20 protein-coding genes are annotated in these 14,135 nt (G+C 46.9%); 10 read left to right on the forward strand and 10 right to left on the reverse strand.

Going from position 1 to position 14,135, the window contains the following annotated elements:
• Positions 1-125 precede the first annotated feature (125 nt).
• From A8707_RS07625 to A8707_RS30165, 3 genes are all read left to right on the forward strand, one after another.
• Positions 126-773 carry a J domain-containing protein gene (locus A8707_RS07625; protein ID WP_231947975.1) on the forward strand — a complete coding sequence of 216 codons (648 nt, stop codon included), beginning with the start codon at positions 126-128 and terminating at the stop codon, positions 771-773.
• A 2-nt stretch (positions 774-775) separates the two neighbouring features.
• Positions 776-1,798 (forward strand): hypothetical protein, encoded by a 1,023-nt coding sequence (locus A8707_RS07630; protein WP_068816213.1) that lies wholly within the window; start codon positions 776-778, stop codon positions 1,796-1,798.
• 89 nt (positions 1,799-1,887) lie between these two features.
• The gene (locus tag A8707_RS30165) at positions 1,888-2,019 is read left to right on the forward strand and encodes a hypothetical protein (RefSeq protein ID WP_269452686.1); all 132 of its coding nucleotides are present in this window, start codon (positions 1,888-1,890) and stop codon (positions 2,017-2,019) included.
• Here A8707_RS30165 and A8707_RS07635 read toward each other — a convergent pair.
• Positions 2,000-2,242 (reverse strand): helix-turn-helix domain-containing protein, encoded by a 243-nt coding sequence (locus tag A8707_RS07635; protein ID WP_068816214.1) that lies wholly within the window; start codon positions 2,240-2,242, stop codon positions 2,000-2,002. The genes A8707_RS30165 and A8707_RS07635 overlap by 20 nt on opposite strands.
• 195 nt (positions 2,243-2,437) lie before the next feature.
• Here A8707_RS07635 and A8707_RS07640 point away from each other — a divergent pair, with 195 nt between their 5' ends.
• A complete protein-coding gene (locus A8707_RS07640) occupies positions 2,438-2,638 on the forward strand; it encodes a hypothetical protein (protein ID WP_068816215.1) in 201 nt (66 codons plus the stop codon).
• A 139-nt stretch (positions 2,639-2,777) separates the two neighbouring features.
• Here the strand turns inward: A8707_RS07640 and A8707_RS07645 are convergent, their stop codons facing one another.
• Positions 2,778-3,017 (reverse strand): hypothetical protein, encoded by a 240-nt coding sequence (locus A8707_RS07645; RefSeq protein WP_068816216.1) that lies wholly within the window; start codon positions 3,015-3,017, stop codon positions 2,778-2,780.
• A gap of 46 nt (positions 3,018-3,063) precedes the next feature.
• On the opposite strand from A8707_RS07645, the gene A8707_RS07650 reads away from it, so the two are divergent.
• The 4 genes from A8707_RS07650 to aptA all read left to right on the forward strand — a co-directional run bounded on the left by A8707_RS07650 (position 3,064) and on the right by aptA (position 6,548).
• Positions 3,064-3,309, forward strand: a complete 246-nt coding sequence (locus A8707_RS07650) for a hypothetical protein (protein ID WP_068816217.1) — start codon at positions 3,064-3,066, stop codon at positions 3,307-3,309.
• Between the two features lie 28 nt (positions 3,310-3,337).
• Positions 3,338-4,114, forward strand: coding sequence for a DUF554 domain-containing protein (locus A8707_RS07655; RefSeq protein ID WP_231947976.1), 777 nt, complete (start codon positions 3,338-3,340; stop codon positions 4,112-4,114).
• Positions 4,115-4,490: 376 nt separating this feature from the next.
• Complete coding sequence (locus A8707_RS07660) at positions 4,491-5,039, forward strand: hypothetical protein (protein WP_068816218.1); 549 nt, start codon at positions 4,491-4,493, stop codon at positions 5,037-5,039.
• Between the two features lie 201 nt (positions 5,040-5,240).
• The gene (aptA, locus tag A8707_RS07665) at positions 5,241-6,548 is read left to right on the forward strand and encodes an omega-aminotransferase AptA (protein WP_068816304.1); all 1,308 of its coding nucleotides are present in this window, start codon (positions 5,241-5,243) and stop codon (positions 6,546-6,548) included.
• A 273-nt stretch (positions 6,549-6,821) separates the two neighbouring features.
• Here the strand turns inward: aptA and A8707_RS07670 are convergent, their stop codons facing one another.
• The 3 genes from A8707_RS07670 to A8707_RS07680 all read right to left on the reverse strand — a co-directional run bounded on the left by A8707_RS07670 (position 6,822) and on the right by A8707_RS07680 (position 8,297).
• The gene (locus tag A8707_RS07670; RefSeq protein WP_068816219.1) at positions 6,822-7,100 is read right to left on the reverse strand and encodes a hypothetical protein; all 279 of its coding nucleotides are present in this window, start codon (positions 7,098-7,100) and stop codon (positions 6,822-6,824) included.
• A 368-nt stretch (positions 7,101-7,468) separates the two neighbouring features.
• Positions 7,469-7,660 (reverse strand): hypothetical protein, encoded by a 192-nt coding sequence (locus tag A8707_RS07675; protein ID WP_068816220.1) that lies wholly within the window; start codon positions 7,658-7,660, stop codon positions 7,469-7,471.
• Between the two features lie 337 nt (positions 7,661-7,997).
• Positions 7,998-8,297, reverse strand: coding sequence for a hypothetical protein (locus A8707_RS07680; protein WP_068816221.1), 300 nt, complete (start codon positions 8,295-8,297; stop codon positions 7,998-8,000).
• Positions 8,298-8,406: 109 nt separating this feature from the next.
• On the opposite strand from A8707_RS07680, the gene ligA reads away from it, so the two are divergent.
• Positions 8,407-10,443: an NAD-dependent DNA ligase LigA gene (gene ligA, locus A8707_RS07685; RefSeq protein WP_068816222.1), complete on the forward strand. Its 2,037-nt coding sequence runs from the start codon at positions 8,407-8,409 to the stop codon at positions 10,441-10,443.
• Here the strand turns inward: ligA and A8707_RS07690 are convergent.
• The 4 genes from A8707_RS07690 to A8707_RS29585 all read right to left on the reverse strand — a co-directional run bounded on the left by A8707_RS07690 (position 10,402) and on the right by A8707_RS29585 (position 12,980).
• Complete coding sequence (locus A8707_RS07690; protein ID WP_082906272.1) at positions 10,402-11,325, reverse strand: TaqI-like C-terminal specificity domain-containing protein; 924 nt, start codon at positions 11,323-11,325, stop codon at positions 10,402-10,404. The two genes, ligA and A8707_RS07690, sit on opposite strands and share 42 nt — an antisense overlap.
• Positions 11,288-11,920, reverse strand: coding sequence for an Eco57I restriction-modification methylase domain-containing protein (locus tag A8707_RS07695; RefSeq protein WP_068816224.1), 633 nt, complete (start codon positions 11,918-11,920; stop codon positions 11,288-11,290). Before A8707_RS07695 ends, A8707_RS07690 begins: the two co-directional genes overlap by 38 nt.
• A gap of 105 nt (positions 11,921-12,025) precedes the next feature.
• On the reverse strand, positions 12,026-12,484 hold the full coding sequence (locus A8707_RS07700; RefSeq protein ID WP_156518422.1) for an Eco57I restriction-modification methylase domain-containing protein: 459 nt from the start codon (positions 12,482-12,484) through the stop codon (positions 12,026-12,028).
• A gap of 355 nt (positions 12,485-12,839) precedes the next feature.
• Positions 12,840-12,980 (reverse strand): hypothetical protein, encoded by a 141-nt coding sequence (locus A8707_RS29585; RefSeq protein ID WP_231947977.1) that lies wholly within the window; start codon positions 12,978-12,980, stop codon positions 12,840-12,842.
• 390 nt (positions 12,981-13,370) lie between these two features.
• Here A8707_RS29585 and A8707_RS07705 point away from each other — a divergent pair, with 390 nt between their 5' ends.
• The gene (locus tag A8707_RS07705) at positions 13,371-13,583 is read left to right on the forward strand and encodes a hypothetical protein (protein ID WP_068816226.1); all 213 of its coding nucleotides are present in this window, start codon (positions 13,371-13,373) and stop codon (positions 13,581-13,583) included.
• 2 nt (positions 13,584-13,585) lie between these two features.
• Here A8707_RS07705 and A8707_RS07710 read toward each other — a convergent pair whose 3' ends face one another.
• Positions 13,586-14,056, reverse strand: coding sequence for an acyl-CoA thioesterase (locus A8707_RS07710; protein ID WP_231947978.1), 471 nt, complete (start codon positions 14,054-14,056; stop codon positions 13,586-13,588).
• Positions 14,057-14,135: the final 79 nt, after the last annotated feature.

Genomic DNA, 14,135 nt, shown 5'->3' on the forward strand with positions numbered 1-14,135 from the left:
CACGGAGCGGATTCACGCGGGTTGTGATGGCAATTTGATAAAACCCTCAACGTGTGTGAGAACTTTGTGGATTTTGCTGCGGATGGGTAGAAGTTCGATCGGCACCGTTACTAGGAACTTAGAAAATGACAGCAACCAAAACTCGTCCAAAGAAGGTACAACAAAGTACGGAAAGTACAACTGTTAAAGAAAATATGTCTAAAATCACACTGAATCAGCTAGTTCAAAATGAGATCTCACGACTTGCGAAAGTCCAAGGCTTAGATACAGCGACACTTAGAGCATTTGCTCAATTTGTAGTTGAGAATCACAAGAAAGATTCTAAACCCAAGCCGCCAAAAGTTGTCAAGCCTGAAAAAGTTAAGCCTTTAACCTTAGCTCAACTCAAGAAAGCCATTTTTGGTTATTTTGCCGTTAAAGATGTCAAAGAATTAAAAAAATCTGGCTCCTTTGCAATGGCGACAAGCGGCATGGAGAAACTTGATTTCAGCAAGAAAGACGGTTGGGAAAAGCTATATCGCAAGTTTATCGGTGTTTTGCCAGGTGAAGAAAACGAGACTGGCTATGGTTGCATCAATGGCATCAACATCTTCAAATACGATCTGGTATGGAAGGCGTTTGGACTAGACCCCGAAACAGCAACTTCAGAGGATATTAAGTCTGCCTACCGTGAACTCAGCAAAGTTTACCACCCGGACATTCCCAACACAGGAGATGCTCAAGTCTTCGCTCGTCTGAACGTGTTTTACAAGAGTCTTAATCAAAGGTTTTAGAAATGGCAGAACTATATATCACCTCTCAAAAGTTAGTCGAGACATTAAAGATTGCCACTCAAGACCTCATTGAGACTGAACAATTCTTTGACTCAATTCAAGATGATGAGTGGGAATTAACTGAAGGCAAGGATTACAAAGTAGTTAATAAAACTAGTGGGTTACGGGAATACACTTCATCAGGAGCTTATACGATCGCTCGTTACCTCGAAGCAACGCAAAAGCAGACATTTTGGCAACGTCTGACAGAATGGATTACACACACTAGAGAAGAAATTCGTAAAGCATTTGTTAAGAAACACATTCTTGATAACTCTTCATCACTAGTCAAACGTAATGGACTGTTCTTTGTTTCAAGGTCAGACCTCATAGCAATTTTCAAAACTAAGTCCGTCTATTTAAAGAAGATGGCTGAACACACTCAAACAACTCAGTATCCTCTGATTGAAGGTGAAGATTTCCAGGATTTAGTTGATGAGGGCGGCTTGTACTACTCCTTAGCAGGTATTGAGAAACTATCTCGCTCTTTTAAGGAATGCCAGTCTAAAAAGAATCGTCAAGAATGGTGTGGGGATGTCGGAGAAGTTGCTAAACCTCAAGTTGATGCCATCGTAGCTGAGATTCAAAATCGTGAAAAGCGAATTCAATCGGCAATGGACAAAGCTAAAAAGCGAGATGGCAATACTTGTCAGGTTACGGGTCAGAAGAAAAACCATGTTAACAAACTCAAGTTAGCGGCGCATCACTTATATTCTCAAAATGGGTATCCATATTTGGCAGACGTTGAAAATAATCTGCTTACCCTAGTTCCCGAAGTCCATGAACAGTTTCATCAAGACTACCTGGGAGGGACTCAGAAGCCCTGCACGATCGACGATTTTATCAAATTTGTCCAAGATTATTATCCTAGCAACACTAGAATCATAATCTGGCTAAATGCTCAGAAGCAAGTTTTGGGAAACCATCAGCCTACAGATCAGCGAAAACCTCATGTCCTCTATCTTCCAGCAAGTAGAGTGATGTAATTGCTAGACTGACCCTGATCGCCCTTTCTATTACAACAATAGGAGTAGAAGGGCGATCGCTTTGGGTAATCTTGACCGAGAGAACCACTATGTCAGCAGCAACCATTAAGCCAATGAAAGAAGTTACGACAACCATCACCCTTGTTAATCGGATTGACCAGATTCTTGTCGATCGAGGCTTCATTTCTACGATCGCTCCAGTCACTCTTTTTCATCCATGATCCGCCTCTCCCAATAAAGAAGAGTAAATGCCTTTGCTGCGGCTGGATCAATCGTCTCAAGCGCGTCTCGGATGTCGATCGCGGATTCAGCAGAAGGATCTCGATTTTCGTTCACCCATCGGCTAATGTTTCCAGAAGCAATCCCCATCGTGGATGCTAGTTGAATTTGACTGATTCTGTAGGTCGCTAACACCTGCTTAAGCGCTTTGCCTGCTGTTCCCATTCACAAGATTTTGTTAGAAGCTCACTGTTGAATAACTCAGATTCCAAATGGAATAAATAGTTTCCAAATGGAAGTATCTGTGTATAATGGGTACTACCAATCTTGAAATACCCTTTGATTGAAGCCGATGCTGTTTAGCGTCCAACTCCTCAGCATCGGCAGTAGTCCCCATTTGCAATAGAGACAAACCTAATTATGACCTACAGTGATCGTTTGAAGCACTGGGCGATCGTGCGTCTTTTACCCAAAATGCAGCGAGTCGTGATCGAGCGCTTCCGCCGCCGAGTCGATGCCGAAGGACATCTTCAGTTTCTACAGCAACGCATCCCGACTGCGACCTTTATTGTCGTATTTGATGTGACGATCGCCCGTGACCCCATCCAAAAAGATATTTGATATCAACTCACCGATCGGGCTTCGACTCCGCTCAACTCTCAAGTTTAATCTAGTGGGTTGAGCGAAGCCGAAATCTCAATCAACGTAGCGAGAACTCTAATTCTGTGCAAGTCTCTAACTCTGCGCTGTGGCTCATGGGTTATCGAATGCGCACCTCCACCAGCACCGATGCCACCTCAAAATGGTTACAAAACTCAGTTAATAATGCCAGTTCTAATCTTTGGGATAGTCGTCTTAGCTTCTGGAGTTCTGCATCCGTAAACTCAAACTCCGTCAAATCGATCGAGGTTGAAATCAGAGTTGGTTCTGCTTCAGCCGATGACGGGGTTTGCATGAGCAAGAAGAACTCCTCGACCAGTGCCAGATTGCTTGATGTCATAGCAAATTGTGAATGGGACAGGGGAGAAATTGTTCTGGCAACACCCGTGTATTGCCTAGAAAATGAGCGATCGGTTCAGTTGTTTTCAGAGCAAAAAACTTGTCTTCCTGCCCGTAAAAACACCCAACCAGCAGTTATAAAACTGCTTGCGTTTGATAGTAGCTCTCAATTAGACCCGATTGTTTCTGTCTTGAGACAGACTAACCCTACTATCGAGAGAACCGCGATCGAGATTCACCCATTCACGATCGATAACAGCAACGATACGATCGTCAATCGCTACGCTAAATAAGCAAGTTGCTATTGAGGAAGCCTACATCTTGATTCCAATCACCCATCTTTTGATCCACCCTGCGGCACTCAGCCTGTGGGATAAAACAAGCGGCACCTGGATCAACGTCGCCACTATCCTCGGAGGCACCCTCATCGGACTCGTCTTAACCGAAAGTCTGCCCACTCGAATGCAGCGCATCATCACCCAAGGACTCGGCTTACTGACGCTGTTTTTAGGAGTCACTCTGGCAGACAGCTTATTAAAAGTCAAAGCAGGTTCGATCGATGGAGTGATCATTGGGCTACTGGCGATCGTCCTCGGTGGTCTGCTCGGTGAGTGGTGGCGCATCGAAACCCAATTGCAAACGATCGGCAACTGGCTGCGCGACCTCTTTAAAGGCGGGGGCAACTTTACCGAAGGGTTTGTCGCCGCCAGTCTGTTATTCTGCATCGGTCCTCTCGCAATCTTGGGCAGTCTCAATAACGGCATATCGGGCGACCATGCGCTGCTATCGATCAAATCTGCAATGGATGGGTTAGCCTCGATCGCCCTCAGCAGCAGCTATGGCATTGGGGTCGGTTTCTCTAGCATTGCTATCTTGCTCTACCAGGGTGGCTTATCTCTCTGTGCGGGCTTCTTAGCGCAAGTGCTGCCCGATCCGGTGAATGCGCCTCAAGTGTTATTAACCTCTGGGGTCGGTGGCTTAATGATTATGGGATTGGGATTGAACTTACTAGAAATCACACGGTTAAGCATCGCGGCATTTCTTCCGGCATTGCTGCTTGCCCCGATCTTTTGCACGATCGCTCAACGGTTGGGTTAGCAGTTCAATCAATCTCAGGAATACAAATTAACTAACGTTGACTATCCTTGGGGAAAAGAGAAGATGCGACTCGTTAGCGATCATAAAAGTGGCGACATTGATAAAGCTGTAATGACTCTTAGAGCAACCAAAACGATCGCTTCCTCCAATTCTAGAAACAATTTTTTAAGATTTGATTCCAAACTCTAAAAGGTCTCTATAATTGACAGCGATGGTCATGATGGTGACAGCAGCACCAATGACTCGCAAATTGAAAAATCAATCAGCAGTCTCCACAAGTCACGCATCTTTTGTCAAAGCTCATCGGGTCAAAACCTTTTGTTAGGAAATACCGAGAGAAACCCGTTCACATCACTCAATTATTGAGGACAACAAAATGGTAACAACCAAACGAAGATCACCCACATCAACGCTAGTGTCAAAAGGTGCAATCAGCAGTGCATCGTCAATTTTAGAAGATTTACCCGAAAAGCCTAAAGAAATTTGGTCACTGCGAGAAGCGATCGATTTACTAAAAGAACCGATTTCAGCAGCGCTCGATCGAGGCTATAGCTACGCAGAAGTTTCAAAAATGCTAACGGAAAAGGGAGTAGAAATCAGCCCGTCAACGCTGAAATATTATCTCTCATCTGCGCGTAGAGAAAAAGATGGTAGCAAGCCCAAAACGAGAAGACGACGCAAAACACAAGGCATTACGCTAAATCCAGAAACGGTGACATTGGCGAATGGAACCGCAAACGGAGCAGCCGCAACGCTCGATGAAGAAGAGGCTCCTGCAAAACGCACTCGCGTAATCACAGCCGCCAAAACTAAAACTACTGCTAAGACTCCTGCAAAAGCTGCGGCAACCAAAGCCAAAACCACCTCGACAAAAGCGGCTCCTAAAGCCCCTTCCACTAGAGGTCGCAAAAAAGCGGCTGAATAAAGTTGCTCGATCGCACGAGATAGGGGCGAGGCAGTGAGTGCGGAGTCCCTTGATCGCGTCTACCTATTCATAGGATGCTGTCCATAACAGACAGTTAAACCCTGCAAAACTGTAAGGGTTGTTTTGCTGTTTGTTCAACGTTTTAAAAGCCAGCCCGATTCTTCATTAGGCACTCACATGCAAGAGCTTGTCATCCCGTCAATGCCAGCCAGCCTTGACGCTTTCTGGATGCCCTTCACCGCCAATCGTCAGTTTAAATCGCAGCCTCGGTTAATGGTGTCTGCGAAAGGAATGTATTACACCACTGCCGACGATCGTCAGGTGCTCGACGGCACCGCAGGGTTATGGTGTGTCAACGCTGGTCACTGCCGCGAAAAGATTATTGCGGCGATTCAAACTCAGGCGGCAACGCTCGACTTTGCTCCCACGTTTCAAATGGGTCATCCGGCTCCGTTTGCGTTAGCCGATCGTCTCGCTAAAATGCTGCCCGGAGACTTAAACCACGTCTTCTTTACAAACTCTGGATCTGAAGCTGTCGATTCTGCCCTTAAAATTGCGCTGGCTTATCATCAAGTCCGAGGAGAAAGCCGTCGGACGCGACTGATCGGACGAGAGCGAGGATATCATGGCGTGGGCTTTGGCGGTATCTCGGTAGGCGGCATTGCCCCCAATCGCAAGTCCTTTGGCAGTTTGCTTCCGGGGGTTGATCATCTGCCTCACACGCACAATTTAGAGCAGAATGCGTTCACTCGCGGTCAGCCACAGTGGGGTGCACATTTAGCCGATGAGTTAGAGCGACTGGTGACGCTTCACGATGCCTCGACGATCGCATCTGTCATTGTCGAACCCGTGGCTGGCTCGACTGGAGTTTTAGTTCCTCCTAAAGGATATTTAGAACGGCTAAGAGCGATCTGCGATCGCCACGGCATTCTCCTAATTTTTGATGAAGTGATCACCGGGTTTGGACGGCTGGGAACTGGGTTTGCGACTGATTATTTTGGAGTCATCCCGGATTTGGTGTGCGTGGCAAAAGGCATTACGAATGCGGCGGTGCCGATGGGAGCGGTGTTTGCGCGTGACGGCATTTATGATGCGTTTATGCACGGGGCAGAGAACGCGATCGAGCTTTTCCACGGTTACACCTATTCAGGGCATCCTCTTGCGTGTGCGGCGGCTCAAGCCACGTTAGATATTTATGAAGAAGAGGGCTTGTTTGACCATGCAAATCATTTGTCTGGCTACTGGGAAGAGGCAGTTCACTCACTCAAAGGGTTCCCTCACGTCATCGATATCCGCAATCTGGGATTAGTTGCCGGAATCGAATTAGAATCCATTCCCAGTAAAGTCGGGAGTCGCGCTTACGATTGCTTAGTGCGTTGCTTTGAGAACGGATTATTAATTCGGACGACAGGTGATATTATTGCGCTGTCTCCACCGTTGATCATTCAAGAACATCACATCGATCACATGATAGAAATGCTAGGAGCAGTGCTAAAAGAAATCGATTGATCCTCAAGAATAAAAAGCTATACAGTCTATTTTCTTAATAGCTAGAATGTGATTTCAATATCATACGACGAATGCTCTAGCCTTGAAGATCCCTCTTAGAAAGGGGACTTTGAGAGGTTCAGTTCCTTCCTTTTTAAGGCTACCGTGTACACACAATTCCTCGTAGATTCGTTTGAGTCGGCTTATGCCCCACTTCGTGAGGAGGGCTGCCCAGATTTACGCAGGAGGTCTATTACTCACCGATCGAACTTAATTTCTCTATAGAGATATTGATTAGTCAGACTTACGGATCGTGAATGAGATCGGCTTTTGAGGAGACGACGATCGGGCATCATTCATCGACTGAGATGGTGCTATCGGCTGAGAATCTCGATCGGGAGACTTGCCGATCAGGTTAAAGGGAAATCCGGCGCGTCGATCGTAGTTAGACACGACCGCCAAAAACGCCCCGCCCAAAATAAACACCGGCAACGGCAGCGAAAGCTGTTTCATCCACTGAAACAGTTCTGACAGCCCAAACAGCACTAAAAAACAAGCTAACCAAACCTGCATGGCTTCAAAGGTACGGAGTTACTAGCAGGATACTCGATTTTTCAAATTTTTGAACTCTGACTCATGATCAACGGCACCTTTGTAGCAATGAAACACAGGCAGGAACTCTTTGATCGTCCATAACATTGTCTCTATTAGCTTGACCAGTCTTGAATTTTTAGTCCTAGTACTTTCTCAAAATCCTTCAGGTTTCTGGTGAGGAGAATGCACGATCGAGCCAAGGTATTGAGGCAATTCTGAGATCCTGTGTACCGACTCAGATACTTGCTTGTCTAAGGTTTCGGAAGTGTTTGTCAGCCTGAAGGTCGTAGTCTAAAATCTTCAAATCAGAAAACAGTTCAATCGGCTTCTGGCTGAACTGAGGAAACTTAAACAGTTACAAACTGACCCGTTGCCAGTTGAGCTTCAAGTGCTGTGGTCACTTTAGCGACCCCTTGCGGATAACTCGAAGAGATTGCTTCTGCCTCGGTTGCTCCCTCAACAGACAAATTAGGCATCCCTACAGCAGATGCAACAAAGGAATGATCTGGATGACTTTGAATAAAAACCTGGTATTGCATCAGGTAATACCTTCACTGCAAACGATGGATGATTTCTCTACATTGTAGAAGATAAATGGCGGGGTCAAGATCAATGCCATAGACCCCAGAATCTAAAGTTAAAGAATAGACCTCCTGCGTGAACCTGGATAGCCCTCCTCACGAAGTGGGGCAAGCCCTCGCCAACCCTTCTCCCTAGGGAGAAGGGGCTAGAACCTCTGGTTCCCTCTTCTTGGGGAGAGGGCTAGGGTGAGGGCGAAGGATTCGTGCAGGAGGTCTAATGTTGTCAAGCATATTCTTCAATCCAAGCCAGTCTTCTGCTAGACACTCGATCGCTACTGCCCAACTAACATTGAATCTATTGCAACAGTAAACAAAATTGTGATTGTCTAAACACCTCATTGCGATCAGAAATAAACCAGTGCGATCGCTCACTCTTAGGTTGGGTTGAGTCACAAAACCCAACATCTGCATAAGTTATCGGCAAACGTAACGTTCTCCCAACCTGCACTTTGGGTTCGCGGAGATCGGCAAACGACAACGGCAAAGACGGTTGATAAAAATCATGGGGGTCGATCGGGGTCATCTGCAAATTGCCTTTGATGACCTTGTCCGACGCATCGTGCTCTACCTCTCCTGCATTTTGGAATTTCCGCACATCAACTCTGACCCATTATCAAGACGCTACGGTAGAATAGCCCTCTCACCCACCGCTAAGAACTAAAATTAGTGGTACAAATAAACTAAATTGCGTGGTATGGATCGGCATGGATTCTGTAGAGCAAGCAACGCCAGACATTAAACAGCGTGTGCAGGAATTGACCCAAATTCTGCAAAAAGCCAGCTATGAGTATTATGTGTTGGATGCGCCCACGATCGAGGATGCTGTCTACGATCGGTTCTATCACGAACTGCGAGATCTAGAAATTTGCTACCCTGAATTAATCTCGCCCAATAGTCCCACTCAACGCGTTGGTGAACGTCCTGCGAGTCAATTCATATCCATTAAACACAACGTCCCGCTCTACAGCTTAGAGAATGCTTTTGGGAATGAAGATTTGATCACCTGGGAACAGCGCTGGCGAAAAGTCGAGCCAGATATTTCTCAAGCTGACTATGTGTGTGAACTCAAGATTGATGGCTCTGCACTGGCGTTGACTTACGAGAATGGTCTGCTGGTCAGAGGCGCAACCCGCGGCGATGGCGTGACTGGAGAAGACATCACTTCAAACGTGCGGGCGATCCGATCGATTCCTCTGCGCCTCAATCTTGACAATCCGCCGCCCTTAGTTGAAGTGCGCGGCGAGGCATTTTTGCCCTTAGACACATTTGAGCAAATCAATCGAGAACGCGAACAATCTGGAGACACTTTATTTGCCAATCCTCGCAATGCAGTTGCCGGAACCTTGCGCCAGCTAGATGCTCGAATGGTTGCCCAGCGCAAACCCGATTTTTACGCCTACACGCTCCACTTTCAAACCGACAAGATTCACCTTGCCTCTCAATGGGACGCGCTGGAGTTTTTGCAGACCGTCGGCTTTCGAGTCAACCCAGAGCGGCAGCTTTGTCCGACGATGCAGGATGTGTTTGCCTATTGCGATCGCTGGTCGATCGGGCGCACCCAGCTCCGCTATCTCACCGATGGCGTAGTGGTGAAACTCAACTCGTTTGACCTGCAAGAGCGATTGGGCTTTACGCAAAAGTTTCCGCGTTGGGCGATCGCGTTCAAATATCCTGCCGAAGAAGCGCCGACGATCGTCGAAGACATCATCTTCAATGTGGGGCGCACTGGAGCGATTACGCCCGTCGCAAAACTGCGCCCCGTCCAGTTAGCAGGAACGACGGTTTCACGGGCAACCTTACACAACCGAGATCGTATTGAAGAACTAAAGCTTTGCGAGGGCGATACAGTGATCGTCCGCAAAGCCGGAGAAATCATTCCCGAAATAGTGCGGGTGTTGCCAGAATTGCGTCCCGAAGGTGCCCAATCTTATGAGATGCTGACTCACTGCCCAGAGTGCGGCGAAGCAGTCGTTAAACCCGATGACGAAGCCGTGACTCGCTGCATTAATACCTCCTGCCCAGCGATTTTGCGAGGGGCGTTAACGCATTGGGCAAGTCGAGACGCGCTAGACGTGAATGGCGTGGGCGAAAAGCTTGTTTTGCAGCTCGTCGATCAGGGATTGGTGCATTCAGTGGGTGATTTATATGAGTTGACGATCGAGCAACTGTTAACGCTAGAGCGAATGGGAACGAAATCAGCCGAGAAAATCATTCAGGCAATTCAGGACTCAAAAAAACAACCCTGGGCACGAGTCCTTTATGCGCTGGGAATTCGTCACGTTGGCAGTGTGAATGCTCAAGTGTTGACGCAATCATTTCCAAGTGTTGATTTGCTTGCTCAAGCGAACCCAGCCGAGATCGCGCAGGTGTATGGCATCGGCTCTGAGATTGCCCAATCAGTGCATGGATGGTTTCAAAATCACGGCAATCAGAGGTTGATAGAACGGCTGCGATCGGCAGGGTTACAGCTTGTCGGAGAAGATGGAAACACGCCGCTGATTGCAACCGCGATCACTGGAAAAACCTTTGTCGTTACGGGCACGTTACCGACTCTCAAACGCGACGAAGCAAAGGCAATGATTCAAAAAGCGGGTGGCAAGGTGACTGATTCGGTGAGCAAAAAAACTAATTATTTAGTCGTAGGAGAAGATGCGGGTTCTAAGTTAGAAAAAGCCCAAACTTTAGGAGTCACGTTGCTGTCAGAAGATGAGTTTTTGCAATTGTTGGAGCCTCGATCGTAATCGCCATTCGTCGGCAGCACCTTGCATCAAGTTGCGTTTGAGCGGACGATCGGGCTGAGAAAGCTGCTCGAAGAGCGATCGCAGTGATTCAAGGCTGTCGATCGGGGCTAAGGTTGGCAGATGAGCAGCGATCGAGCATTCGGCGATGTGGAGGTCTTGGGGTAAATAAAGCTCGTAGACTAAGCCGTTGATGATTTGCTCAAAATAACTCAGCACCCGTTTATCTTGGGCTAATAAAGGTTGTTGGTGAAGTTGAAGAATATAACTTATGAGTGTCTCGATCGGTTCTGGATTAGAAGATTTAGCGATCGAAAGTTTTGAAATATAAATTGTTTGAAGCGCAAACGCTCCTCCTGACAATTTAGAAACAGTATTACTAAGAAAAAACCAAATTAGTTTCGGTTTCAACAGAGCTAATAAATAGAGACTGGCTTCTGGAATAAGGAAAGTTTTATTGTTTGGATAAGCTCCTGAGTCGTCCCAAGCGAATACTTGATAGGTAGCGATTTCCTGATACAGAATTTTTGGTGTGTCAAATTCTTGCCAGTAAGCAATGTTGTCCTGAATTTCATACCATTTATAGCTTCCAGCTTTTCTACCACCTTCAACACCCGGCATTAACTGATCTTTGTATTGCAATAGATAGTTATGGATTGCAGGATAGTTGTTAATTTCAATTCCACGTCTTGTGAAAATGAGCCAGAGATCTTGATATTCGACTCTCCAGCGTTTTACGTCGCGACCACGTAAGAAAGGCTTGAGAACTTCAGCAAACGAGGGATGTTCGGCAGTGAGTCGATCGCGCGTCTCTCGATTCACCACAAACGCCTCATTCAATCCAGTCTTAATCCCGTAATAAAATCGTCCACTTACTATAGTCACCGAGCGGCGTTCCCACCGATCGCAATCGCTCCATCAATCGCAGCGCATCATCCTTTGCAAACTGCCAGTCGCCTTTCAAAAGCTCCTTTTGCGCCATGCCAAACCGCCCCGACTCGACCACCGCCGCAAACGACTCGACAGGTTGCCCCATCTCCCAATTTACCGCCTGAAACTGAGGCTCAGACGTGGGTGTGTGCTTCATCGCCGTCACAATAGTTGGGTAAGCAATCGCAGTAAACACAGGCGCATCGCCAAAATCAATCACCTGACAAATCGTGGTTTGGTTCGCCAAAAATTGCCGCAGCTTTTCACCATACGCTGCCCTAAGATATTTGTTTGACGAAATGTAAGTCAACACGCCATTGTCTTTGAGCAGATTAATCGCCCGCTTATAAAAATAGACATACAAATCCGCCGTGCCCGTAAAACACTCATATCGCTCTTTGAAAGCGGGTTTCAGTTCCTTAATCGATTCTTGTCTGACATAGAGCGGGTTGGCGATCGCCACATCAAACCCATCCGACACGCCAAACATCCACTCAGGATCGAAGAATTCTGCCGACGCATTTTGGTTATAAGGCTCCCATTTTGCCAATAATTGAGCCGTTTTGTCTGACCAACCCTCAGTTTTTAGGAGATCAATAATCTGCGATCGCAGTTCATCGTCTTGGTCTTGACACTTGCGTTTCTTTAGCGGCGATCATGCCTTAAAAAACTGATGCCGAGCCTCTTTTAATTGCTTCTCCTTTTCCTCAATTCGTGAATCGCGTAACAGCAGTTGTGCAGGTCGCTCAATTCCCATCAGCGTGTTAGCCGCGATAAACTTTGTCTCTAGGTTTAGCAACGGTAAAATCCCACGATTGAGAGCGTCATCGTTAACCGTTTGCTCAACAATCAGCAAGATAAAAAATCGCAGCTTAGAGATTTGAACTGCAACAGGCTGAATATCAACCCCGTAGATGCAATTTTCAATCAAAAACAACTTACGCGGATAGTCCATTTCATTGCTCGTAAAATCGGTTTCAATTTTCTGCAACTGCTCCTCTAGCTGTTTAATCGCCTCTTCTCTCGCCGCGTCATAGTTAATTCGCTTCGCCAATCGAATATCATCTAACACAGGTTTAATTTTCCGTTCTCGCTGCTGTTGCTTCTTAATCAATTCCGCAACTTCTGATTCTGAAAACTGATGCGACTCGGTGTTGTAAGCAAACAAATGTCGTAAGCGTTGAGAGAGGTTGCCCTCACCCTAGCCCTCTCCCCAAGCCTACCGTGTACACACAAGTCTTTCGATCAGTCATCGCTGAGATCATCGCCCCCTAAATCCCCCAATCTGGGGGACTTTGAACCCGGAATTTTAGCTTGAAGTCCCCCAGATTGGGGGATTTAGGGGGCTGAAAGACCTGAAACCCAGTCTACGCGGACTTGTGTGTACACGGTAGGCAAAGGAGCGGGCGAGGGTGAAGTATTCGTGCATAAAGTCTTGTAAAAAGTCCGGGAGTCGTTGATGACCTCTTTTAGGAGCGACTCCCTGATTGCAGTTTGGTGATCGTGAGTGACACCTGCTTGTAGCGATCGTTGTGGATGAACAACCCAATTGAAGGCAGTGCATTGCCATAGGTGCGAGACTTTAGCAGAAGCAGCAAAGCCTTTAGCAACCCTAACTTCAGCTTGAACGCAAGTCACGATCGCTTAAATGAAAGTTATGACTGCTTCAGTGGAAGTAACTTCCGCTCGAACGAAATTAACTTCCGCTTGAACAGAAGTCATGATCACTTGAGCAAAATTAACTTCCGCTTGAATGGAAGTCACGATCGCTTTAAAGTTGGCAACTGTAGTTTATAGCAGCGCCACAGCAGAGGACAAAAGTTGTAGAATTCGCTAGACCTGTTGGGATTAAGCTTATGCAAAGAAGTTAGCAAGCGCATCTAAGGCTTAAAATTGGCGACTAATTTTGACGAGGCATCGTCACACAGATTTTTCTCAAACCATCGGATACTTCAATCAGATTTGATGTAGAGTCAGCAATACAGTCAGTGGTCTAGCTTATGAATTTGATTCTCGTTGCCGCCGCGATCGTCATTTCCGTCCTGGTTTTTACCTGGCTGGTCAAAGTTGTGAAGGCAACGGTCAGCACCGCGCTAGTAATCGCCGCGATCGTGCTGGTGATGCAATTTGTCTTCGGCATCGGAGCCGACAAACTGATTCAGCAAGTCTGGGAATTTGGGCAATATTTGTGGCAGATGGTAATCAAGCGATAGCATTACTTTTTCATCAGGGCATCCTTCACCGATGACGGCAATTGACGCAGGATCTTGCCTTTTGCGAGATCAACCGCAACGAGTGTCACCCGTGCGGTCGCATAGAGCACGTCGCCATCTAAAGATTGAATCTGAGAATCGCAGTTAATCCGAACGCCTTCCATGTCTGCAATGCGGGTTCTGACGATCGCGTCCATCCCCATTTGAATCGCTTGATGATAGCGGATTGACAATTCCATCACAGGCAGATTGCAGCCCAGGGCGACCAGTTCAGCAAAGTCAACGCCCATCGATCGCAAACACTCTACCCGCGCCTCTTCTAGCCAGGTCAAATAGGTGCCGTGCCATACGACACCCGAATAATCTGTGTGATGCGGAAACGCTCTCACTGGGTAATCAAACCAGTCGATCGGAGCCACTTTCAGTTCTGGTTGAAGAATATTGGTCGTTGATAATTGCGGTTGTTCTGACACGTCACCCACTCTCCTAAAATCACCCATAGTATCTTAAGCTTGCCAATGTCTAGCCGCCAATTGTGAACCATTGCAACGT

The organism is Phormidesmis priestleyi BC1401 (genome assembly GCF_001650195.1).
GTDB lineage: Bacteria > Cyanobacteriota > Cyanobacteriia > Leptolyngbyales > Leptolyngbyaceae > Phormidesmis_A > Phormidesmis_A priestleyi_B.

What these genes read in the sequence shown, in the direction of transcription:
- A8707_RS07625 (WP_231947975.1), top strand. Translation starts at nt 126, where the DNA reads ATGACAGCAACCAAAACTCGTCCAAAGAAGGTACAACAAAGTACGGAA.
- A8707_RS07630 (WP_068816213.1), top strand. Translation starts at nt 776, where the DNA reads ATGGCAGAACTATATATCACCTCTCAAAAGTTAGTCGAGACATTAAAG.
- A8707_RS30165 (WP_269452686.1), top strand. Translation starts at nt 1,888, where the DNA reads ATGTCAGCAGCAACCATTAAGCCAATGAAAGAAGTTACGACAACCATC.
- A8707_RS07635 (WP_068816214.1), bottom strand. Translation starts at nt 2,242, where the DNA reads ATGGGAACAGCAGGCAAAGCGCTTAAGCAGGTGTTAGCGACCTACAGA.
- A8707_RS07640 (WP_068816215.1), top strand. Translation starts at nt 2,438, where the DNA reads ATGACCTACAGTGATCGTTTGAAGCACTGGGCGATCGTGCGTCTTTTA.
- A8707_RS07645 (WP_068816216.1), bottom strand. Translation starts at nt 3,017, where the DNA reads ATGACATCAAGCAATCTGGCACTGGTCGAGGAGTTCTTCTTGCTCATG.
- A8707_RS07660 (WP_068816218.1), top strand. Translation starts at nt 4,491, where the DNA reads ATGGTAACAACCAAACGAAGATCACCCACATCAACGCTAGTGTCAAAA.
- aptA (WP_068816304.1), top strand. Translation starts at nt 5,241, where the DNA reads ATGCCAGCCAGCCTTGACGCTTTCTGGATGCCCTTCACCGCCAATCGT.
- A8707_RS07670 (WP_068816219.1), bottom strand. Translation starts at nt 7,100, where the DNA reads ATGCAGGTTTGGTTAGCTTGTTTTTTAGTGCTGTTTGGGCTGTCAGAA.
- A8707_RS07675 (WP_068816220.1), bottom strand. Translation starts at nt 7,660, where the DNA reads ATGCAATACCAGGTTTTTATTCAAAGTCATCCAGATCATTCCTTTGTT.
- ligA (WP_068816222.1), top strand. Translation starts at nt 8,407, where the DNA reads ATGGATTCTGTAGAGCAAGCAACGCCAGACATTAAACAGCGTGTGCAG.
- A8707_RS07705 (WP_068816226.1), top strand. Translation starts at nt 13,371, where the DNA reads ATGAATTTGATTCTCGTTGCCGCCGCGATCGTCATTTCCGTCCTGGTT.